This is a genomic window from Myxococcus sp. XM-1-1-1, assembly GCF_020037095.1.
In the GTDB taxonomy this organism is placed as follows: Bacteria; Myxococcota; Myxococcia; order Myxococcales; family Myxococcaceae; genus Myxococcus; species Myxococcus fulvus.
Genome location: NZ_JAIQDH010000018.1, coordinates 75891 through 97884, shown reverse-complemented (window position 1 = coordinate 97884; position 21994 = coordinate 75891). Strand labels below are relative to the sequence as shown.

General features: G+C 71.3%; 14 protein-coding genes. 12 read left to right on the top strand and 2 right to left on the bottom strand.

What is annotated here, in order from left to right; genetic code table 11:
• The first annotated feature begins 67 nt into the window (after positions 1-67).
• The 10 genes from K8640_RS29465 (at position 68) to K8640_RS29420 (ending at position 15560) form a co-directional block, all read left to right on the top strand.
• The gene (locus tag K8640_RS29465) at positions 68-2545 is read left to right on the top strand and encodes a serine/threonine-protein kinase (protein ID WP_223750103.1); all 2478 of its coding nucleotides are present in this window, start codon (positions 68-70) and stop codon (positions 2543-2545) included.
• A gap of 22 nt (positions 2546-2567) precedes the next feature.
• A complete protein-coding gene (locus K8640_RS29460) occupies positions 2568-4820 on the top strand; it encodes a serine/threonine-protein kinase (protein ID WP_223750102.1) in 2253 nt (750 codons plus the stop codon).
• 378 nt (positions 4821-5198) lie between these two features.
• Complete coding sequence (locus tag K8640_RS29455; RefSeq protein WP_223750101.1) at positions 5199-5723, top strand: MerR family transcriptional regulator; 525 nt, start codon at positions 5199-5201, stop codon at positions 5721-5723.
• 55 nt (positions 5724-5778) lie between these two features.
• Complete coding sequence (locus tag K8640_RS29450) at positions 5779-6270, top strand: sigma factor-like helix-turn-helix DNA-binding protein (RefSeq protein WP_141322767.1); 492 nt, start codon at positions 5779-5781, stop codon at positions 6268-6270.
• 104 nt (positions 6271-6374) lie between these two features.
• On the top strand, positions 6375-7919 hold the full coding sequence (gene purH, locus K8640_RS29445) for a bifunctional phosphoribosylaminoimidazolecarboxamide formyltransferase/IMP cyclohydrolase (RefSeq protein ID WP_223750100.1): 1545 nt from the start codon (positions 6375-6377) through the stop codon (positions 7917-7919).
• A gap of 3 nt (positions 7920-7922) precedes the next feature.
• Positions 7923-10757, top strand: a complete 2835-nt coding sequence (locus K8640_RS29440; protein ID WP_223750099.1) for a zinc-ribbon domain-containing protein — start codon at positions 7923-7925, stop codon at positions 10755-10757.
• Between the two features lies 1 nt (position 10758).
• A complete protein-coding gene (gene purD / locus K8640_RS29435) occupies positions 10759-12024 on the top strand; it encodes a phosphoribosylamine--glycine ligase (RefSeq protein WP_223750098.1) in 1266 nt (421 codons plus the stop codon).
• On the top strand, positions 12021-13130 hold the full coding sequence (locus tag K8640_RS29430) for an LptF/LptG family permease (protein ID WP_223750097.1): 1110 nt from the start codon (positions 12021-12023) through the stop codon (positions 13128-13130). Before purD ends, K8640_RS29430 begins: the two co-directional genes overlap by 4 nt.
• Complete coding sequence (locus K8640_RS29425; protein WP_223750096.1) at positions 13127-14242, top strand: LptF/LptG family permease; 1116 nt, start codon at positions 13127-13129, stop codon at positions 14240-14242. The genes K8640_RS29430 and K8640_RS29425 overlap by 4 nt, the downstream gene beginning before the upstream one ends.
• Before the next feature lie 13 nt (positions 14243-14255).
• Positions 14256-15560 (top strand): O-antigen ligase, encoded by a 1305-nt coding sequence (locus K8640_RS29420; RefSeq protein WP_255653564.1) that lies wholly within the window; start codon positions 14256-14258, stop codon positions 15558-15560.
• A 162-nt stretch (positions 15561-15722) separates the two neighbouring features.
• On the opposite strand, the gene K8640_RS29415 is transcribed toward K8640_RS29420, so the two are convergent.
• A complete protein-coding gene (locus tag K8640_RS29415; RefSeq protein ID WP_370640409.1) occupies positions 15723-16838 on the bottom strand; it encodes a glycosyltransferase family 4 protein in 1116 nt (371 codons plus the stop codon).
• An 82-nt stretch (positions 16839-16920) separates the two neighbouring features.
• On the opposite strand from K8640_RS29415, the gene K8640_RS29410 reads away from it, so the two are divergent.
• The gene (locus K8640_RS29410; RefSeq protein ID WP_223750094.1) at positions 16921-18063 is read left to right on the top strand and encodes a glycosyltransferase; all 1143 of its coding nucleotides are present in this window, start codon (positions 16921-16923) and stop codon (positions 18061-18063) included.
• Positions 18064-18281: 218 nt separating this feature from the next.
• Positions 18282-19676 carry an undecaprenyl-phosphate glucose phosphotransferase gene (locus K8640_RS29405; protein WP_223750093.1) on the top strand — a complete coding sequence of 465 codons (1395 nt, stop codon included), beginning with the start codon at positions 18282-18284 and terminating at the stop codon, positions 19674-19676.
• 97 nt (positions 19677-19773) lie between these two features.
• Here the strand turns inward: K8640_RS29405 and K8640_RS29400 are convergent, their stop codons facing one another.
• On the bottom strand, positions 19774-21714 hold the full coding sequence (locus tag K8640_RS29400) for a serine protease (RefSeq protein WP_223750092.1): 1941 nt from the start codon (positions 21712-21714) through the stop codon (positions 19774-19776).
• Between the last annotated feature and the right edge of the window lie 280 nt (positions 21715-21994).

The window sequence follows — 21994 nt, the reverse complement described above, 5'->3', positions numbered from 1 at the left end:
CGCCGCGCCCGGATTCCGGTAGGCCACGGGCCGTGGGTATCCCTGTGGGAGTGCCGGTCAGGTCGCCGTGACCATTGAAACGTATGGCAGGTACCAGCTCCTGAAGCGACTCGCCATGGGCGGGATGGCGCAGCTTTATCTCGCGCGCCAGCAGGGCCCGGAGGGCTTCGAGAAGCTGGTGGTGGTGAAGCGGATCCTCCCGCACCTCGCGGAGAACGACGACTTCGTCAAGATGTTCCTGGACGAGGCGCGCATCGCCGCGAGGCTGAACCACGCGAACGTGGTGCAGATCTTCGACCTGGGCGCGCAGGACGACTCGTTCTTCATCGCCATGGAGTACATCCACGGCGACGACCTGCGGCGCATCTGGAAGCAGTCGGAGGCGATGGGGCAGCCGGTGCCGGTGCCGCTGGTGTGCCGCATCCTCATCGAGGCGTGCTCGGGCCTGGACTACGCGCACAAGCGCACGGACCCGTCGACGGGGCGGCCCCTGGGCATCGTCCACCGCGACGTGTCCCCGCAGAACATCCTGGTGACGTTCGAGGGTGGGGTGAAGGTGGTGGACTTCGGTATCGCCAAGGCGGCGGACCAGGCCACCGTCACGCGCTCGGGCGTGCTGAAGGGGAAGTATTCGTACATGTCGCCGGAGCAGGCCGCGGGTCAGCGCGTGGACTGCCGGGCGGACATCTTCGCCTTGGGCGTGGTGCTGTACGAGCTGCTCACCTGCACGCGCCTGTTCAAGCGCCCCAGCGACATCCAGACGCTGGCGGCGGTGGCCGAGTGCAAGGTGCTGCCGCCCTCGCAGGTGAACCCCCGGGTGCCGCAGGACCTGGACGCCATCGTCCTCAAGGCGCTCGCGAAGGACCCGGTGGACCGCTACCAGGAGGCGGTCCACCTGCAGCTGGCGCTCGAGGACTGGCTGAGCGCGAACCGGCTGCCCTCGTCCACGGCGCACGTCGCCGTGTACATGAAGGACATCTACGCGGAGCGGCTGGCGTCGGAGGCGCGCTCGGGCGAGGTGCCGATGGAGGACTCCGACCCCGCGTCGGGCTCCGGGCGCCAGGAGCAGGGCCCGCGCAGGAGCGGTCTGCGGCCGTCGTTGTCGCGCTCGGCGGTGGCGCCCGAGGGGGAGACGGCGGCGCTCAGGCCTCGCGGGCAGACGCGGAACACGGGGCGCATCGAGCTGGAGTCACCGGCGGGCCGGCTGACGGGCCAGCGCCGGGCGTTGGAGTCGTCGTCCGCGCCGGAGCGGGCGTCGCGCTCGGGGCTGGGCGCGGTGCCGGCGGCGCCGCGGGTGGAGGAGGACGCGCCGACGATGGACGGGCGCGCGGCGTCCCGGGCCACGCTGACGGACGTGAAGGCGGCCACCGAGCCCAAGCCCGAGGGCAGGCCGCCGACGCGGGCCGTGCCCGTCGTCGTGCACCACGGCCACCACGTGGAGGAGGACGCGCCCACGCTGGCGATGCCGGAGCTGGCGTCGACGCCGTCGCGGCCCTCCCGCCTGGCGCTGCCGGAGGTGGCGTCACCCTCGAGGCCCTCCCGCCTGGCGCTGCCAGTGCCGCGTGAGGAGGATGAGGAGCAGGAGGAGGACGCGCCCACCTTGTCGCTGGGCATGTCGCGGCCGGGGCGCAAGAAGGGCGCGGCGCGCACGGGCGAGGTGTCGCAGGCGACCACGTCACGGCTGGGCTGGTGGATCCCCGCGGTGGGGTTGGGGCTGGTGGTGCTGGTGCTGCTGTGGGCGTGGATGAAGCCGGGCGAGTCGGCGCCGGTGCAGGCGCGGCTGGAGACCGAGCCCGCGGGCGCGCGGGTGGTGTTCGACGGGCGCGAGCTGCCCGAGCGCACGCCGCTGACGCTGCCGGGGATGCCCGAGGGGCGCTACGCGCTCGTGGTGTCCCTGGAGGGCTACCAGGAGCTGAGGACGGAGCTGGAGGTGCAGGCCTCGGGGCCTTTGCCGCTGGGCGTGCTGAAGCTGGTGTCGGTGGCGCCGGCGGAGAAGAAGCCCGTGCCCGTGGCCGAGCCGGAGCAGGCGCCCGTGGAGGCGCCTCCCGCGCAGGTCGCCCAGAAGGTCCGCCTGCGGCTGGAGTCGCAGCCCGCGCAGGCGCTCGTGTACGTGGATGGGCGCCAGCAGGGAGCGGCGCCGCTGGTGGTGGAGTCCGCGCCGGGCGTGGCGCTGGCCGTCCGGGTGGAGGCCGCGAAGCACCACCCGCTGGAGCGCACCGTGACGGTGGGCTCGGGGCCGGAGCAGGTGGAGCGCTTCACGCTGCAGCCGGAGGCGAGGGTGGCCCCGGTGGTGACGCCGCCGCGTCCGCCCCGGCAGGAGGTCCGCGCGGAGACGCGGATGGCGAAGGTTCGCTTCGCCGTCAGGCCGTGGGCCGAGGTGACGTGTGGAGGGAAGAAGCTGGGCGAGACGCCCTTCGAGGCGGTAGAGCTGCGCGTTGGCAGCTACGACTGCAAATTCTTCAATCCCGACCTCAAGAAGACGCTCAGTCGACGTATCGAAGTGAAGCCCATCGACCTGAACGTCGTGAGCGTGAAGTTCGAATAGCGCACATGCTCCGGAAGCTCCCTTGACGCTCCTCGCCGGTACGCAGATCGGCAAGTACGTCGTCCGCCGCAAGCTCGCGGAGGGCGGGATGGCGGAGATCTACCTCTGCACCGCCCGGGGCGCGGAGGGCTTCGAGAAGGAAGTGGTCATCAAGCGGGTGCGCGCGTTCCTGGCGAGCGACCCGGAGTTCGTGGGGATGTTCATCGCGGAGGCCCGGCTGGCCTCGCGGCTCAACCACGCGAACGTGGTGCAGATCTTCGACTTCGACAAGCACGAGGACACGTACTACCTGGCGATGGAGTACGTGCGCGGCTGCTCGCTGTGGGAGCTGCGGCGCAAGTGCAAGGAGCTGATGGAGCCGATGCCGCCGATGCTGGTGGCGCACATCGGCGCGGAGGTCGCCCGGGGGCTGCACTACGCGCACCGGCTGAAGGTGAGCGGGCACCCGCTGGACCTGGTGCACCGCGACGTGACGCCGCACAACGTGCTGCTCTCGTACGACGGCGCGGTGAAGCTGACGGACTTCGGCATCGCCAAGGCGGGCAAGAAGCTCACGCAGCCGGGGATGCTCAAGGGCAAGTTCGCGTACATGTCCCCGGAGCAGTCGCGGGGCGAGGACGTGGACTCGCGCACGGACCTGTTCGCGCTGGGCGTGGTGCTGTGGGAGATGCTGACGGGCGGGCGGCTGTTCGACGGGGACTCGGAGCTGGCGGTGCTGCGGGCGGTGCAGCACAGCGTCATCCCGCCCCCGGCGCGGCTCAACCCGGAGGTGCCCGCGGAGCTGGACGCGGTGGTGATGCGCGCGCTGGAGAGGGATCCGGCCGCGCGGTTCCAGACTGCGGGAGAACTGGAGCGCGCCCTGGCGCAGTGCGTGTTGCGGCACGCCCGCTCCGTGGATGACACGGACCTGGCGGGCTTCCTGCGGCGGCTGTTCCCCACGACGCCCACCATGGCGCTGCCCGCGGTGCAGGAGCGCACGCAGGTGCTGCCGCGCGAGCAGGGGCCCGAGGGTGACGACGAGGACGTCGCGCCGCTGGCTCCGGCGCGCAGGGAGCCCACCGCGGTGATGAGGCCGGGGCGGACGGGTGGGGCGCCGTCCTCGCCCGACGAGGACTTCGACGCGTCCACCTTCGTGCTGCCCCGGCGCGACGAGGCCGTGATGGAGGCGCCGCTCGTCCCGTTGCCGCCCATGGCCACGCCGATGATGCCGCTGCCGGCGGTGGCGTCGTCGCCGGTGCCTCGCAGGCCCACGCCGTCTTCGCTTCCGCCCGTGGCCTCGGTGCGCCCGAGCCGCCCGGAGGGGACCCCCTCGGTTGCGTTGCCGCTCGAGAAGGAGACCTCCGGCGTGTCGGCGGTGCCCGCTCGGACGCCGAGCCGTCCGGGCGACGTGGCCGCTGTCTCGCGACGGGACTCACTCGCGGAGCATGACGACGCGGTCTCCGACGTGTCCGAGGGGGCGGCGACATCCTCGCCCCGGCCGGAGGGTGCTCCGGAGCCCGTCGGTGAGGGAGACTCGGGAGCCTGGGCGCAACGAGACGCGAGCCAGGGCCGTGCGCGGACCTCGACGGGCGGGAACCACGTTGCGGTGCCTGATGCGCGGGCAGGGGGGCCACAGTCCCTGTCGGGCAGTGAGGTCCCCACCGTCACGGATTCCTCGCCGGGCAGCGCTTCGACCTCGAAGTCGCGGCGGCCGAGGACGTGGCTGCTCGTCGGCAGCCTGGGCCTGTCGCTGCTCGTGTCCGCCATCGTGATGACGCAGGATCGATGGAACCCGGTGCCGACGGGCACGCAGACCCCTTCCACCTCCGCGGTGAAGACTCCGCCCGAGGCCGTTCCCGCGCCGAGCGAGTTCAGCGCGCGGGGTGGCACGGGGCAGGCTCCCACCGCGCCGAAGGCCGACGTGGAGACCGGTGACGCCGCGAGCCCGGTGGTGGAGCCCTTGTCCGCCGATTCAGAGGCCGAGGTCGAGGGGATGAAGCGCGAGGAGGTGCTCGCGGCGGGACCGACTCCCTCGAGGGGAGGAGACTCCGTCCCCGAGCCCTCGTCGCAGGTCCCCGCGAGCACGGGCACGCTGCTCGTCCGGGCCACGCCGTATGCCACGGTCTTCCTCGACGGACGGAAGCTGGGCGAAGTCTCCGGCCGAGCGACCTTCAAGCTCGCGCCGGGCACCTACAAGCTGCTCTTCCATCATCCCGCGGGCGAGAAGCTCTTCGTCATCACCCTCTCCGCGGGCGGCACGGTGACGCGAGAGTTCCGACCGCCGCGCGGTCGTTGAACCTCCGCGGCGACGTCGCCCCCCGAAGCATCGCGTCGTCTCCGCCGCGCGCCGTGAGCTGACCCGGTCCGCCTGCATCCCCGTTCCGCCCTCGCGCCACGCGTGACGGAGCCTCGCTTCGTCCTCATCACTCCGCGTCCGAGTCGCACGCCGGGTCTCCTGTCACCCCGCGTCGCGCGTCGCCTCGTGGAAAACCGAGGGGTCCTCCGGGTCCGCGAGCACTCCGTTCGAAGCGCCGTTCGCTCGGGCGCGGGCGCACCCGCCGTCTTTCTCGAAAGCGTGAACAGGCCGACAGCACAACAGCCCTGTAGCGGTCTGCCTTGACACCGAATGGTCGTTTCTGGCACTCAGTGTCTTCTACTGAGTGGCTTATATTCAATGGAACCGATGGACCTGTTGGCTCCCGACGAGATTGCTCGGATCGAGCGCGAGAACGCGGGCGGTCTGCCCGCGAGCGCCATCCTTGAAATCTTTCGTCCGAGGGGCGTGAGGCTGTCGGAGGCGACCTTCCGCAAGTACGTCCAGGCGGGGTTGCTACCGAGGAGTCGCCGGGTGGGGCGGAAGGGGAAGCACCAGGGGAGCCTGGGGCTCTACCCCGTGGAAGCGGTGCGCCGGATCAATGTCATCAAGAAGATGATGGCGGAGGGGCACACCCTGGAGGACATCAAGAAGTCCTTCGTCTTCCACCGCAACCACATCGACCAGGTGGAACGCGACCTCGGCGGTCTATTGGATGGGCTCCAGGAGGAGTTGGGAGAGCGCGCCTTCGGGGGGGAGCATCGACGTTCGCTCGAGGCGGAGTTGGCAACGCTGCGGCAAAGAGCGCAGGATCTGGTCCGGGACGTGGCCCGGCTGGGCAGCGCGGTGACCGCACGCGAAGACGAAACGATGAGTTCGCAATAAGATGCCGGCCCTGCAACCGGTGGACCCGGTTAGACTGGCCTCACGTGGAGGGGACATGTCGGAAGTGAAGCAAGTGGAGGAGGGCGGAGACCAGGCGCAAGAGGACCTGGCGCAGGAGCGCCGACGGTCCAAGACGATGTCGCGCAAGGAGATGGCGCGTGATTTGCGCCGCCGTCGGCTCACCGGGCAGGTGGACCCGGAAGAGGCGGACCTGCTCAAGCAGATGGACGACACCCGGCCGCGCACGCGCGCGGACTGCGTGAACGGACCGCGTCCGTGCATGTTCGTCTCCTGCAAGCACAACCTGTATCTGGACGTGAACCCGGAGACGGGGTCCATCAAGCTCAACTTCCCGGACAAGGAGATCTGGGAGTTGGAGCACACCTGCGCCCTGGACGTGGCGGAGAAGGGCGGCATCACGCTCGAGGAGGTGGGGGAGATCATGAACCTCACCCGTGAGCGCATCCGCCAGGTGGAGACGCGCGGGCTGATGAAGCTGCGCGAGGCCACCGAGGCCGAGCCTCCTGTCTCGGCCCGCAAGCCCTGAATCGACCGGCGGCCTGGTGCCGCCAACGTCGCGCCGACGTGTTGCGTTGACACCCCAGGGGGTGGTTGCTAGTACCGCCGCTTCCCGCACACCGAGGCGCACACGTGCTGGCACTCCTCAGCGTTTCCGATAAGCGCGGTCTGGTTCCCTTCGCCCAGGGGCTGGTTCACCTGGGGTTCCGGTTGCTGTCGACGGGGGGAACCTTGGAGGCGCTCAAGGGCGCCGGCATCCCCGCCTCCCAGGTGTCCGAGCACACGCAGAGTCCCGAGATTCTCGGCGGCCGCGTGAAGACGCTCCACCCGCGCATCCACGGCGGCATCCTCGGTCGCCTGGAGCTGGAGGCGGACCGCGAGGAGATGAAGGCGCACGGCATCGAGCCCATCTCCCTGGTCGCGGTGAACCTGTATCCGTTCCGTCAGACGGTGGCGTCGGGCGCGGCGGAGGCGGACGTCATCGAGCAGATTGATATTGGCGGGCCGGCGATGGTGCGCGCCTCCGCGAAGAACTTCCGCCACGTGGCCGTGGTGGTGGACCCGGACGACTATCCGTCGGTGCTCGCGGAGCTGGAGCAGCACAAGGCGGTGGGCGAGGCGACGCGGCGCAAGCTGATGCGCAAGGCGTTCGCGCACACGGCGGCCTACGACGCGTCCATCTCCGCGTGGCTGTCCGCGCAGGCAAGCGAGCCCTTCCCCGGAGAGCTGTCGCTGTCGTTCAAGAAGGCGCAGGACCTGCGCTACGGGGAGAACCCGCACCAGCGCGGTGCTTTCTATCGCGAGCACTCGGCGCCCTCGGAGCCGACGGTGGGCTTCGCCAAGGTGCTCCAGGGCAAGGAGCTCTCGTACAACAACATCCTGGACCTGGACGCGGCGCTGGGCCTGGCGCTCGAGTTCGCCGAGCGGCCCGCCGCGGTCATCATCAAGCACAACACGCCGTGCGGCGTGGCGGTGGATGACGCGCTGGTGAAGGCGTACCGCACGGCGCGGGCGGTGGATGAGACCTCCGCGTTCGGCGGCATCGTGGCGTTCAACCGCGAGGTGGACGAGGCCACCGCGCAGGCGATGGCGGAGACGTTCCTGGAGGCGGTCATCGCCCCCTCGTACTCGCAGGCGGCGCTGCAGGTGCTGGCGGCCAAGAAGAACCTGCGGCTCTTGGAGGCGGGCGCGGCGCTCGCGTCTCCGACCGCGCGGCCAAGGGCCCAACTGGACGGCCGGAGCGTGTCCGGAGGCCTGCTGCTGATGGACCGGGACGCGGTGGAGCCGGAGCTGGGGTGGAAGGTGGTGTCCAAGCGGGCCCCCACACCGGACGAGGAGCGCGCCCTGCGCTTCGCCTGGAAGGTGTGCAAGCACGTCAAGAGCAACGCCATCGTCTTCGCCTCGGGCAGCCAGCTGTTGGCGCAGGGCGGCGGACAGACGAACCGGGTGGACTCGGTCCGAATCGCGATGCAGCGCGGCGGAGCGGCCCTCCAGGGGAGCGCCGTGGCCTCGGACGCCTTCTTCCCCTTCCGGGACGGCCTGGACGAGGCGGCCCGGGCGGGTGCGACCTGCGTCATCCAGCCGGGCGGCTCTGTTCGGGATGCGGAGGTCATCGCCGCCGCGGACGAACATGGGATGGCCATGGTGGTGACCGGAGTGCGACACTTCCGGCACTGACTCATGCGCATCGTCTGCCAGAAATGCGCCGCCGCCTATGCCATCGATGATCGACTGATCACGGCAAAGGGCGTCCGCGCGCAATGTCCCCGCTGCCGCAACCTGCAGCTCGTCCGGCGGGATCCCTCGGCCGCGCCTTCACAGGACGCGCCAGCGGCCCCGTCACGTCCCGCGGCGGCTGCTTCCTCCGCGCCGCCTCCCGCGGATGACCTGTTCGGTGACTTCGGCGCCCCGGCGCCGACGCCCGCGCAGGCGCCCGCCGCTCCGGCCCGGCCCGCGAAGGCCGCGGCGCCGGAGGCCGACCTGTTCGGAGACTTCGGTGCGATGCCGGAGCCCTCGCCGAGCAGCGCGCCGCCGGTGGACCCGTTCGCCGACCTGGGCGGGCCCGCGCCGGCGCCCTCGGCGGGAGCGGATCCGCTGCTCGACTTCCTGGGGCCCGCGCCCACCTCGCCGCCCGCGCCCGTGGCTCGCATCTCCTCGGAGCCCGGCGCGGTGCCTGTCTCCGTGGCGCCGCCGCGTCCCGCCGCGCCTCCGCCCGCCGCTGCCGCCGCGCCGAAGCCGGCGACGATGGGGTGCCGCACCTGCAACAAGCCGCTCGTCGACCCGTTCGACCAGGCGCTCGGCATCTGTGATGCGTGCCGTCAGCGCGAGTCCGCGGGCAGTGCGCCCAAGTCGGCCGCGCCCGTCGCTGCTCCGGGAAGCATGGACTTCCTGCCCCCGCTCACCGCGCCCGAGGAAGGTGGGGTGGACGCCTCGCTGGGGCAGAGCATGCGGGACGACGTGAGCTCGATGCGGGGCCCGCCCGCGCCGGAGCTGGGCGCGGAGCCGCGCAGTGGCAAGCGCGCCGCGGCGCGTCCGCCGTCCAACGTGCGCTCGGGCTCCGCGCAGAAGCAGGGCTCGTCGGGCGGTGGGGGGCGCTGGGGATTGGTGGGCGGGCTGGTGCTCGTGCTCGGTGGCGCGGGGGTGGGCGGCTACTTCTACCTGCAGCATCAGGAAGAGGCGCGGCAGGCGGCCGCGACGCCCGTCGTGGCGCCCATCCCCGAGGTCATCCAGACGGTGCTCCCGCGCTGGAAGCTGAAGTACCTGGAGCTGGAGGGCACGAGCGCGCAGCGACTCGAGGACGGCCGGCGGCAGCTGGCCCGCGAGGAGCGCTCCGCGTACACGGAGGCCGAGGAGTCCTTCCAGCAGGCGTTGTTGCTGGACCCTCGCAGCGACGAGGCCATCGCGGGCTATGTCCAGTCGCTCGCGCTGGGGCGCGGCGCGGGGTTGGATGACGGGGCCTTCAAGGAGGCGAGCGAGCTGGTCGAGGCCGCCCAGTCGCGCGCGGGGCGCGTGCCCCAGCTGCTCCTGGCGGAGGCGAACCTGTTGCTGACGCGCTCGCGGCAGAGCGCGCCGCGTGAGCGAGCCCGGGTGCTGGCGGAGGAGTCGCTGGCGCACGCGAAGGCGACGGATGCGCAGAAGGCGGAGGCGCATCTGGTGATGGGCCGCGTCTACCTGTCGTCGTCCGGGGGGCTGGCGGACCAGCAGTTCGGCATGGCGCAGAAGCTCGCCCCGGACCTCAAGCGCATCCAGTACTACCGGGCGCTCGCGCACGAGTCCGCGGGTGAGTACAAGCTCGCGCTGGAGACGCTGCGCAAGCGCCTGACGGCGGACCCTCGGGACTGGGACAGCCTGGCGGCCACGTCACGCATCTACCAGGAGGTCGGTGAGCCGCAGGAGGCGCGCAAGCTGTACGAGGCGCGCGTGAAGGCGGACCCCGGGGAGCTGCGGGCGCTGCTGCCGCTCGCGGTGCTGCGCTATCAAGCGGAGGGCAATGCCGCCGCGGGCGTGCGAGAGCTACGGGCGCTGTTGAAGACGCGCGAGCGCCATGACCACCGCGACGTGGCGCAGGTGCTCGTGCACCTGGCCGCCGCCGAGCGCGCCGCGGGCAACAGCGACGCGGGCGTGAAGGCCGCGGAAGAGGCGCTGGGCCTGTCGAAGGAGCTGCCCGAGGCGCACCTGCAGGTCTTCCTGGTGGCGCTGGAGCAGCGCGACGCGGCGAGGGCGCGCAAGCACCTGGACGGCATCAAGGGTCGGCTCGAGGACCGCGCGCTGGAGGCGGTGCTGGAGGGCCGCCTGCTGCTCCTGGAGAAGAAGCCCCTGGAGGCCCTGGAGCGCTTCCAGACGGCGACGGGCCTGGATGCGCGGCGGCTGGACGCGCACCTGCTTGCGGGCGTGGCCGAGGCCGCGGCGAAGCGGAGCACGGAGGCGTTCCGGGTGCTGAAGCAGGCCCTGGCGGCGGACCCGCTGCGGCTGGAGCCCCGGCCCGTGAGCACGCGCTTCTGGCTGCGGCCCGCGGAGACGGTGAGGGGCGTGGAGGGCACCATCCTCGCGCTCGCGCAGAACCCCGATGACCCGGGCCCCTCCCTCTACGAGGGGGTCCTGCGCTTCCATCAGGGGGAGCTGGACGCGGCGGACCGGCACCTGCGCGACGTGCTGGAGTCGGACGCGAACAACGCGGACGCGCTGGCGTACCGCTCGCTCATCGCCTCGCGCAAGGGCAACACCACGGAGGCGCGGGCGCTGTCGGCGCGCGCGGTGTCGGCGGGGCGGCAGCACCCGGTGGCGCACCTGGCGCATGGCTGGGCGCTGGCGGACGGCCGTCAGGTGGAGCCCGCCAAGCGCGCGCTGCGGGATGCGCTGGGGTTGTCTCCCACGCTCTGGTCCGCGAGGGTGCGGCTGGCGGAGCTGGAGTCCACGCAGCGGCGAGCCGAGGCGCGCAAGGAACTCGTGAGCGTGGTGGGGTTGGACCCCGAGTACCTCCCCGCCAAACGGATGCTCTACCTGTTGGACAGATGAGGTGGATGTGAAGGTCCTGTTGCTGGGTTCCGGAGGCCGTGAGCACGCGCTGGCGTGGAAGCTGTCGCAGAGCCCGCGCCTGACGCGGCTGTGGTGTGCCCCGGGCAACCCGGGCACCGCGAAGCTGGCCACGAACGTGCCGGTGAAGGCGGAGTCGCCGGACGAGGTGGTGGCGCTGGCGAAGCGCGAGTCGGTGGACCTGGTGGTGGTGGGACCGGAGGCGCCGCTGGTGGCGGGGGTGGCGGACGCGCTGGCGAAGGCGGGCATCGCCTGCTTCGGACCGGTGGCGGGCGCCGCGCTCATCGAGGGCTCCAAGGCCTTCGCCAAGGAGATCATGGCCGAGGCGGGCGTGCCCACCGCGGCCTTCCAGACCTTCACGGACGCGGCGGAGGCGGAGGCCTACGCGGTGGCGCAGGGCCGCATCGTCGTCAAGGCGGACGGGCTGGCCGCGGGCAAGGGCGTCATCGTCGCGCATGACGTGGAGGCCGCGCGCGAGGCGGTGCGGGCCGTGGCGGCCCTGGGCTCGTCGGGCCAGCGCATGGTGCTGGAGGAGCTGCTCGAGGGCGAGGAGGTCTCCGCCATGGCGCTCTGCGACGGCGAGCGCTACGTGATGCTGCCCCTGTCACAGGACCACAAGCGCGTGGGGGATGGCGACACCGGTCCGAACACGGGCGGCATGGGGGCCTACAGCCCGGCGCCCTTCCTGGACGCGCGGCAGCTGGCGGAGGTGGGCGAGAGCGTCATCGCGCCCACGCTGGCGGTGCTGCGTCGGCGCGGGCTTGCGTTCCGGGGCGTGCTGTACGCGGGGCTGATGCTCACGCGGAGCGGCCCCAAGGTGCTGGAGTTCAACGCGCGCTTCGGAGACCCGGAGACGCAGGTGTTGATGATGCAGCTGGGTGAGGACCTGCTGCCGCTGGTGGATGCGTGCGCGCGGGGGCAGCTGGAGTCGAGGCCGCTGGTGGCCGCGTCCGGCGCTTCGGTGGGCGTGGTGGTGGCGGCGGAGGGGTATCCCGAGTCACCGCGCAAGGGGCAGCGCATCGACGGGGTGGACGCGGTGCCGGCGGACGCGTTGGTGTTCATCGCGGGCGCGGAGGAGCGGGGTGGGGCGCTGGTGACCAGTGGCGGACGCGTGCTGACGGTGTGCGCCCGGGGCGAGGACCTGGCGCGGGCGCGGGAGCGCGCCTACGCGGCGGTGGAGGCGGTCCGCTTCGAGGGCATGCACTTCCGTCGTGACATCGGCGCGAAGGGGCTGAAGGCGACGTCGTGACGCGCATCTCGCGTTATCTGCTCAAGGAGCTGCTGGTGCCGCTCGGTGTCTGGGTGGCCTTCATGTTCCTGCTGCTCTTCGTGATGCAGTTCCTGCGGGGCACGGACGTGCTCTTGGGTTCGTCCGTGACGCTGACGGACCTGGGCCGGCTGGTGGCGTACCTGACGCCGCACTTCCTGATGATGGCGCTGCCCATCGCCTTCCTGCTGGCCATCCTGCTGGGGCTGGGGCGGCTGGGCGAGGACCGCGAGCTGACGGCGCTCCAGGCGTTGGGCGTGGGGCCCTCGCGGCTGCTCGCGGCGCCCATGGGCATCGCGGTGGCGCTCAGCGCGCTCATGCTGCTCATCACCTCCACCGCGCAGCCGTGGGGGCTCACCGGCGTGAAGGAGCTGGTGAGCGAGGTCATCCGCAAGAACGTCGTGGGCGACGTGAAGTCGGGGACCTTCTACGAGGACCTGAGTGACCTGACGCTGTACGCGGAGAAGGTGTCCGCGGACGGCAAGTGGACGAACGTGCTGCTGCACGATGACCGCGAGGCGAGCTCGCCCCTGCTCGTGCTGGCGCATCGCGGACAGGTGGGCACGTCCAACAGCGGCGAGGTGCTGCGCTTCGCGCTGGAGGACGGCGAGGTGCACCGCTCCGGGCGCGCGAGCGAGGACTACAGCGTCATCCACTTCGATGGCGCGGAGATCAGCGTGGGCGTGGGTGCGTCCATGGGCAAGCGGGGCCGCTTCACCTCCGCGAAGGAGGAGCTGACGCCGGTGGAGTTGATGCAGGCGGCGAGCGAGGCGGAGGCGCAGGGCGGCGACGCGCGAGGCTTCCGGATGGCGCTGCACAGCCGGTTGGGGGGCGCGCTGGCGCCCATCGCGTTCGCGCTGCTGGGCACGCCGCTGGCCATCGGTCGGCGACAGGCGGGCCGCGCGTGGGGCTACCTGCTGACGCTGGGCGGCTACGTCCTGTACTACCTGCTCAGCCGGGCCTTCGAGCAGCTGGGACAGCAGGGCAAGCTGCCGGCGGCGCTCGCGGGACAGCTGGCCAATGTCGTGTTCATGGTGGTGGGGGCGGTGGCCCTGTATCGGGTGAGCCGCTCGGGGACGGTCCGGTGAGACTGACGCTCTTCGGCTATGTGCTGCGGACGTACGTGCGCTTCGCGCTGGGAATCCTCGGCGGCCTGGTGCTCGTGTTCGTGGTGGTGGACTTCGTGGACCGGGCGAAGACGTACACGGGCCCGGGCTGGGTGACGGACGCGGCGAAGCTCTACGGCTACAAGGCGCTGATGGCCGTCCAGCAGCTGGGGCCGGCCGCGCTGCTGTTGGCCGCGGGCACCACGGTGTCCGCGCTGCGCAAGCAGGGGGAGGTGACGGCCATCCGCGCGCTGACCTTCGGCCCCTCCGCGCTGTACATGCCGGTGCTGGCGTTCGGCTTGTTGGCCTGCTCGGGCCTGGTGGTCTTCGACGAGGTCGTGGCGACGCACGCCGGGCGCCGCGTGGACGAAATCACCACCCAGCGCTTCAACCGGTGGGGGGACTGGCGCTTCTACTACACGCCGAAGCAGTGGTTCCGCCGAGGGGACCGCATCTTCTTCCTCCGCGCGGGCAGCGCGCAGGAGGGCTTCCAGGATGTGTCCATCTTCACCCTGTCGCGCGAGTTCGAGCTGCGAAGCCGACTGGACGCGGCGCGCATGGAGTGGCTGGACGGCAACCGCTGGCGACTGACGGGCGTGGTGGAGCGCACGTTCAGCGGGGAGCAGGACACGGCGGTGAAGAGCCTGGAGAGCGCGGAGTACGAGCTGGGCATCGCCGCCTCGGCCTTCCGCATCCGCCCGGGCCGTCCGGAGCAGATGCGCGTGCGGGAGCTGCGCGAGCAGATCGTCGCGCGGCGCGAGGTGGGGCTCGCCACCAAGCAGTTCGAGCTCGCGCTGCACAACCGCTTCGCCTATCCGCTGGCGGCGCTGCCGGCCGCGCTGCTGGGGGTGGGGCTGGCGCTGCGAAACAGCCGCAAGGGCCACCTCACCGCCGCCATCGTCGAGGGCCTGCTCGTGGCGGTGGGCATGTGGGGCCTGATGATGGTGTGCCGCACGTTGGTGCTGACGGAGCGCCTGTCACCCCCGGTGGCGGCGTGGACACCCCCCGTCATCCTCGTGCTGGTGGCCGCCGCGCTCTGGCTCCGTCGGGAGGGGTTTCTTCACGTGCCCCGTCGTTGGCTCGCCGTGAGATAGCGTGAACCCCCTCATGGACCAACCCTCCCAGCCCCGGCTGGAGATTCTTCTTCGTCGCGTCGTGGCCGGAGTGCTGCTCGCCTGGGCCGTGGGACTCGTGCTGGCGGAGGTCGTGCTGCAGGTGGCCGCGTCCGCCGCGGTGCTGCTCTCGCTGGTGCTGTTGGCGAAGCGGAGGCTCGTGCTCGCCAGGGACGTGCGCGCGTATGTCCTGGCGAGCGTGGCCTTGTGCGCGTGGCAGGTGGTGTCGCCCGCGCTCGCGCTCATGACGGGCGCGGCGGCGGCGTGGCCGCGGAGCTCCCGCTACGGGCAGGTGCTCGACTCGGTGGCGGGCGCGGCGGTGGCGTGCGTGGGCTCGGTGGGGGTGCCCTGGTTGGCGCTTGCCGGGACGGTGTTGGGCGGGTGGTTGTTCGCGGCGGGCCTGGGCATCTTCCAGAACCGCGTGCGCTGGCCCTGGGAGCCCCCCGCGTTCCTGAAGCTGAACCTGGCCCGGCTGCACGAGAACTTCGGCACGGAGGCCTCACCGCGCTACGCGGCGGGCGGCATCTTCTTCCACCGGTTGCGCTTCGCGCACGGCGCCATCGCCGCGCTGGGGCCCGCGCTGGCCATCCTCGGAGGCTCCGAGGTCGCGCGCCGTCGGCTGCTGGCGGGCGTGGTGGTGCTGGGCATGTTGGTGTCCATCTACAACGCGTTCGCGCGCGCGGCGCTCGGCGCGGCGTTGATGGTGAGCGTGGTGGCGCTGCTGCTGCTCGTGAGCGGCCTGGCGCGCAGGGTGGGGCTGGGGCTCATCGCCGGATTGATTGTCGTCGTGCTCGCGTCTCCCGCGTGGCGCGCGCGCCTGGGGAAGGCGGCGGACAACATCTACGGCGGCGAGCGCGAGCTGGCGATGACGGTGGGTTGGAGCCTCGTCCAGGACCACCCCTGGGTGGGCGTGGGCTTCGGCAACCACAAGGCGGCGGTGCTCGCGCGGCAGGACGAGTCGGGCATCACGGACCTGCTGGCCACGGACTCGCACAACCTCTGGCTCACGGTGTGGGCCGAGACGGGGCTGGTGGGGCTGGTGTTGATGCTCACGGTGCACGGCCTGTTGGGCTGGGCGCTCATCCGTCGACACCGCGCGGGGTCGATCGCGGCCACCGGCGCGCTGCTGTCGTTCGTGGGCTTCCACATCCTTGCGCTCGTGCACTACCTGCCGTTCCACTCCAGCGTGCACCTGTCGTTCGCGCTCGTGTGGGGACTGGGGCTGTGCGAGGGGAGCGGGGTGCTTCGCGGCGCGGCGCCACGTCGGCCCGCCGCACCGGCGCCCGCCGCGCACGAGTGAGGTCCGAGCGGCGTTGCGTGTCGCCGCTCTGCCTCGGCCTGGCGCGTCGTCGTGTGTCAGGGCTTTTCCATGGCTCGCGCCATGAATTGCTTCGAGGCCGCGTGAGGAACAGGTGTCGCCGCCCGCGGGATGCGACGTGCAGGCGTGACGTCGGTCGACTCCTCAGGTCGTGGAGGGCGCGCGGTTCTCGAGGACACGCCGGTACACGGCGACGGTGCGCCGAGCACACTCGTCCCAGGTGAAGCGCGCGGCGCGCTCTCGCCCCAGCTCCATCAACTCCGAGCGCAGCGCATCGTCGCGCAGGATTCGCAGCGTCGCCTCGCGCCAGGCGTCCGGGTCATCCGGAGGCAGTCTCAACGCCGCGCCTCCCACCACCTCGGGCAGCGCCGTCGCGTCCGCCGCGAGCACCGGGCACCCGGTCGCCATCGCCTCGAGCGCGGGCAGCCCGAAGCCCTCGTACTTCGAGGGCAACAGCAGCGCCGCCGCGGCGCCATAGAACAGCGGCATCTGAGACTCGGGCAGCTCCTCGAGGTCCAGGACGTTCTCGTGCAGCCCCAGTTCGTGCGCCACCGCGCCCTTGCCGGCCAGCAGGACGATGGGCACCGGCAGGTCCGCGGCGAAGTGGCGCAGCAGCTCCAGGTTCTTGAACCGCTTCGCGTTGCCCACCGCGGCCAAGTAGCGCGCGGGCAGCTCGTGCCGCTCGCGGAACGCGCGGGCCTCCACCGGGGACGGCGGCTGGAAGCTCGGGTCCACGCCGTTGTGGATCACCTGCAGCCGATAGGGCGACAGCCCCAGGTGTCGCGCCAGCTCCTCCCGGGAGAACTCGGACACCGTCACCAGCGCCGAGGCCCGCCTCGCGCGAGGACCCACCACCAGCCGGTAGTAGAGCGCCTGCGCCGGCGTGTACTCGCGGGCGAGCGCGACGTGGTTGGCATCATGCAGCGTGGCGACCAGCGGACCGCGCCAGAACAGCGGCAGCGAGAACGACGTGGCGTGGAAGACGTCCGGTGACAGCCTCGTCAGCTCCGCCGCCAGCGCGGCCTGCTCCACCGGCGAGAGGAAGCCCGCGAGCGAGCGGTGCAGCGGGATCCGGGGCGCGAGCACCCCCAGGTCCGAGGGGAGCCCCTCGGGTGGCACCAGCGCGGAGAAGCGCAGGTCCGGCGCGAGGAGCGGCACACGTCGCGCCAGCTCCAGCGCGTAGCGAGCGATTCCATGCAGCCGGCCGCGCACCATGCGCAGGTCGAGGAGGACTTGAGCCACGCTTCCCGCGTACCACACGCGCGGCCCTCGTGGGGGCAGGCAGCCACCTGCTTCATGTTGCTGGCCGTGCACGGCATGGGGGGTGCTAGAAGCCGCCCTCGTGAAGGTCGCCCTGGTCCACGATTGGTTGGTCACCCACCGCGGGGGAGAGCGCGTGCTCGACGCGCTCTGCGAAGCACTGCCCGACGCGGACATCTACACCCTCATCCACCAGCCGGGCACCCAGTCCCCCGCCATCGAGTCCCGGCGCATCTTCACCTCGTTCCTCCAGCACATCCCCGGCGTCCACGGCCGCTACCGGCACCTGCTGCCCCTGATGCCCCGGGCCATCGAGTCGCTGCGCCTCCAGGGGCACTACGACCTGGTGCTGTCCTCCAGCCACTGCGTGGCCAAGGGCCTGCGCGCGCCCGCGGGGGTGCCGCACCTGAGCTACGTGCACGCGCCCATGCGGTACATGTGGGATTTGTTCGACGACTACTTTGGCCCCGGCCGCGCCCGGCTGCCCGTGCGCGCGGCGGCGCACGCGGTGCGGCCCTGGCTGCGGCGCTGGGACCGCGCCTCGGCGGCGCGCGTGGACCGCTTCGTGGCCAACAGCCACCACGTCGCCGGCAAGCTCCAGCGCTTCTGGGGGCGCGAGGCCACCGTCGTGCATCCCCCGGTGGACCTGGAGCGCTTCACCCGGTCTCCGCTGGAGGGCGGGGGACGCGGCGGATACTTCCTGTGGCTCGGCGCCTTCGCGCCCTACAAGCGGCTGGACATCGCGCTCGAGGCCTTCCGCGAGCTGGGCGTTCCCCTCTGGGTGGTGGGCACCGGCCAGGAGGCCGCGCGGCTCACCTCCGGCGCTCCGCCGCCGAACATCCGCTTCCTGGGCAACGTCTCCGATGACGCCCTGCCGTCCTTGTACCGGGACGCCCGCGCCCTCATCTTCACGCCCGAGGAGGACTTCGGCATCACCCCGCTGGAGGCCCAGGCCACCGGCCGCCCCGTCATCGCCTTCGCCAAGGGCGGCGCGTTGGAGACGGTGAACAGCCGCACCGGACTGTTCTTTTCAGAACAGACACCCGCGTCGTTGTCGGAGGCCGTCCGCCGCTTCGATTCCTGGGAAGCGAGCTTCAGTCCCCGAGAGGCCCGCTCGCAGGCCGAGCGCTTCAGCCGCCAGTCCTTCCAGCAGGCGATGCTCCGCGAAGTGGAGTCGCTCCTCAGCCTGTCGACGAAATCCACAACCCGCGCCACGGCGGTGTGACGCGGCTGTCACCCCCACCTCCGTCTTTCATCGACGGGCTGTGTCCTCTGCCCACCATTGTCCAGCCGGGGTGGAGGTAACCCATTGGTTTCACGCGTTTTTCCGTGTTAGGAGGCCGTCTCGTCAGAGGGAGTCGGGCAGGACGCGTGCTCGTCGGACCAGGGTGCGAGTCTTGCAGTGGGGTGGCGCCCCGTTGACCAGGTTACAGGAGTCCAGGCGTGTTCAGTCGTCTCCAGCGCTTCTACACGTCCATCAAGGTTGTCGCGGACATGGTGATGCTCGCGCTGGCGTTCGCCTTGGCGTACGCCACGCGGTTCTCCGGCATCGTCCCCGTCACGGAGGGCATCCCTCCCTGGGAGGACTCGTTCGTCTTCCTGCTGATGCTGCTGGTCATCTTCCCGGTGACCTTCAAGCAGTCGCGGCTGTACGCGGCCATCCGCTCCCGGACGAACACCGGTGAGGTGTTCGAGGTCTTCAAGTCCACCATCACCGCGACGCTCATCCTGGTGGCGGTGACCTACTTCGTGCGCGAGCGCTACTCGCGCCTGACGCTGGTCATCTTCGTCGTCTACGCCTTCGTGCTGGTCACGTGCAGCCGGCTGGCGTTCCGCTACGTACTCAGCGAGGTGCGCCGGCGCGGCCACAACCTGAAGTCCATCCTCGTCATCGGCGCGGGGGAGCTGGGGCAGCGCGTGGTGGAGACGGTGGAGGTCCACAAGGAACTGGGCTTCCGGGTGACGGGCCTTCTGTCGCTGCGGCCGGAGAAGGTGGGCCAGTACGTCAACGGCGTGCGCGTGATTGGCCACGTGGGCGACGTGGAGCGCGTGCTGGACGCGCACCCGGTGGACCAGGTCATCCTCGCGCTGCCGTTGCAGGAGCAGGCCCACGTCAAGCAGCTCATGGAGCAACTGGCGCTGCGCACCGTGGACGTCCGCGTCGTCCCGGACCTCTACCAGTACATCACCCTGTATGGCGGCCTGGAGGAGTTCGGCGGCCTGCCCATCATCCGGCTGCAGGGCGACCCGATGGAGGGCTGGAGCCGGGTGGCCAAGCGGGCGTTCGACATCCTCTTCTCGCTCCTGGCCATCCTCGCCACCTCGCCGCTCATCCTGGCCACCGCGATCGCCGTGCGGCTGACCAGCCGCGGGCCGGTGCTCTATCGCCAGGAGCGCATGGGGATGGACGGGCGCACCTTCTCCATCCTCAAGTTCCGCACCATGCGCGTGGACGCCGAGCACTCCGGGGCGATGATGGCGCGCAAGGACGACCCGCGCCGCACCGTCATCGGCACGTTCCTGCGCAAGTACTCGCTGGATGAGCTGCCGCAGTTCTTCAACGTGCTGACGGGGGACATGAGCCTCGTGGGCCCTCGCCCCGAGCGCCCCGTCTTCATCGAGGAGTTCAAGCGCCAGATTCCGCGCTACCACCTGCGGCACAAGGTGAAGGCGGGCATCACCGGCTGGGCGCAGATCAACGGCCTGCGCGGCCAGACGTGCATCGAGAAGCGCATCGAGTACGACCTGTACTACATCGAGAACTGGTCGCTGTTGATGGACCTGAAGATCCTCGTGCGCACCGCGCTCGGCGGCTTCCTCTCGAAGAACGCCTACTGACGTCGGGAGGGCGAGCGGGCCTCGGAAATCCGAGGCCCGGGGCCGCGTCGGGCCGTGGAAATCCGAGGGCCCGACGCGCCGTGGAACCGGACCCGCGCTACTGGAGGTTCCAGACCACCGTGCCGCTGCAGGTCCCGCTGGTGTAGCAGCCCGCGCGAATCTGGACCGTGCCGTTGGCGGTGGCGGTGTAGCTCACGCTGGAGCCCCGGCCCCCGCACGCGTCATCGTTCGCCGCGACCTGCGCCCCGTTGCCGTAGAGGCGCAGGAAGGTGTCCCCGCTGAAGGACGTGTTCGGCAGGCCGCAGGTGGCCACCAGGAGCGTCTGGCCCGCGGCGACGACGACATCCCGGTTGGTGGTGTTGCGCTGGGCGCTGTCGGTGTTCGTCCCGTTGTACTGGAAGGTGCCGGAGGTGGGGGGCGTGGGGGGATTGCCTCCGCCGGAGACCTCCCACACCACGGTGCCGCCGCAGCTCCCGTTGGCGTAGCAGCCCGCGCGCACCTCGTACTCTCCGGTGACGGTGGCGACGTGGGTGATGCTGGAGCCGCGGCCTCCACAGGCGTCGTCGTTGGCGGCCACGGAGGCGCCGGACGGGTTGTGCAGGCGCAGATAGGTGTCCCCGGAGGTCTTCGCTCCCGTCAGGCCGCAGGTGGCCACGGTGAGCGTCTGGCCGGCGGTGAGGGCGATGCGCTTGTTCGTCGTGTTCTGCTGGGCGTCGTTGGTGTTGGAGGCCGTGTACGCGAAGGAGTTGGTCGGCGGAGGCGGCTCCTCCGGGGGCGGCGTGCCGTCGCCGTTGGGGTTGGGGCAGCCGGCGGCGGGCAGGGCGCACGTGGGCAGGTTCGCTCCCAGGTGGCTGATGACGGCCTGGATGGGGACGCCGCGGTTGGGGCAGTTGGCGCAGTGGTGCAGCGACACCACCAGGTGGTCGCCATGGCCAATCACGGGGGAGCCCGAGGAGCCGCCCTGTGTGTCCGCGAAGTAGCCCACGTCGTTGGGGCCGCCGGACTGGCAGGACGGCTCGTTGAGGCTGTAGACCTCCGCGAAGCCGGACGCGTCCGAGGCGTCCGTGGAGGCGACGGCGATCTTCTTCCCGTACCCGGCGGGGTGCTGCGGGACGTAGATGCGCTCGTTCACCACCGCGCCCGAGCCGCGAAGCTGGAGGTAGCCGAAGCTGTTGGTGGGATTCACCGCCAGCCGTACCAGCGCGTAGTCACGGGGCGCGTCCGCCTGGACCAGGGTGCCGCCGGAGATGACGTGGCCGGGGCAGCCGAACCAGCTGCCGCAGCTCGTGGCGCAGCTGGCGCCCTCCGCCATGAACTCGAAGTCGGTGTTCTGCGCGTCGCTCGCGGTGGCGATGCAGTGCTGGTTCGTCATGACGTGACCCTGGCTGCCTACGAGCCAACCGGTGCACGCGCTGGAGCCGCCGATGAGCAGGCGCGCCACGGGGCGGGCGCGGCCATAGAGGGTGGGGTCGCTGGCGGCGTAACAGGGCGCCCAGCGCGAGTCGTCCGCGCCACACACGGCCTTGTTCAGCTCGGAGGTGAAGCCCATCTCCTCGTTGGTGTAGCCGCGCGCGAACCGGTCGATGCTGTAGCCGTGCTGGTTCAGGATGCCCTGGCGGCCGGGGTGGTCCGCGCTGTGCAGTTCGATGATGGCCGTGTCGCCGGGGATGTGCAGGGCCCAGAAGCCGTCGCGCGCGCCGGGGTGGCGGTTGTCGTAGCGCTTGGAGCGCGAGCCGTCCGGGGCGCGCACCACGACGAAGTCGCCTTCCGCGAGTTCCAGCCGCTCGAAGTGCGCGGCGATGTACGCGGCGCCCGGGTGGGTGATGACGTCGGTGTGGAGCGGACCGCTTCGTGTGCGCAGCTCCGGGGTGGCGTAGGGATGGGCCGACTCGAAACGCCGGTGCACGTCTTCGCCGACCTTCGTGGCGCGCTGGGAGGCGGGCGACACGGTCGCCTCACACACGGGCGCCGAGGCCAGCGCCGCCGGCGCGCTGAGCGACAGCGCGGCGACGAGACCTGCGAGCTGGAATCGTTTCATCGGTTCTCCTGCAGGGGATGGGACTTCGCAGCGTGGGCTGCACGCACCGTTATAGCGGCAGTCACGTAGGGCCCCGACTCGCAGTTGAGTACCCGGTTGCAACAAAGCGATGGGATGTGGGCCTGGCGGCGTTTGCCGGGAGCAAGGGTCCTGGACGCGGAACTGACACTGTCTCGGGGGGAGGGCAGGCAGGTTGGGCGCCCGTCTGATTTCACACGGAGCGCGATTGTTGCCGCCGGGTTGTGTGCGAGGTACCCGCGGACCTGGGCGAAATGACGCG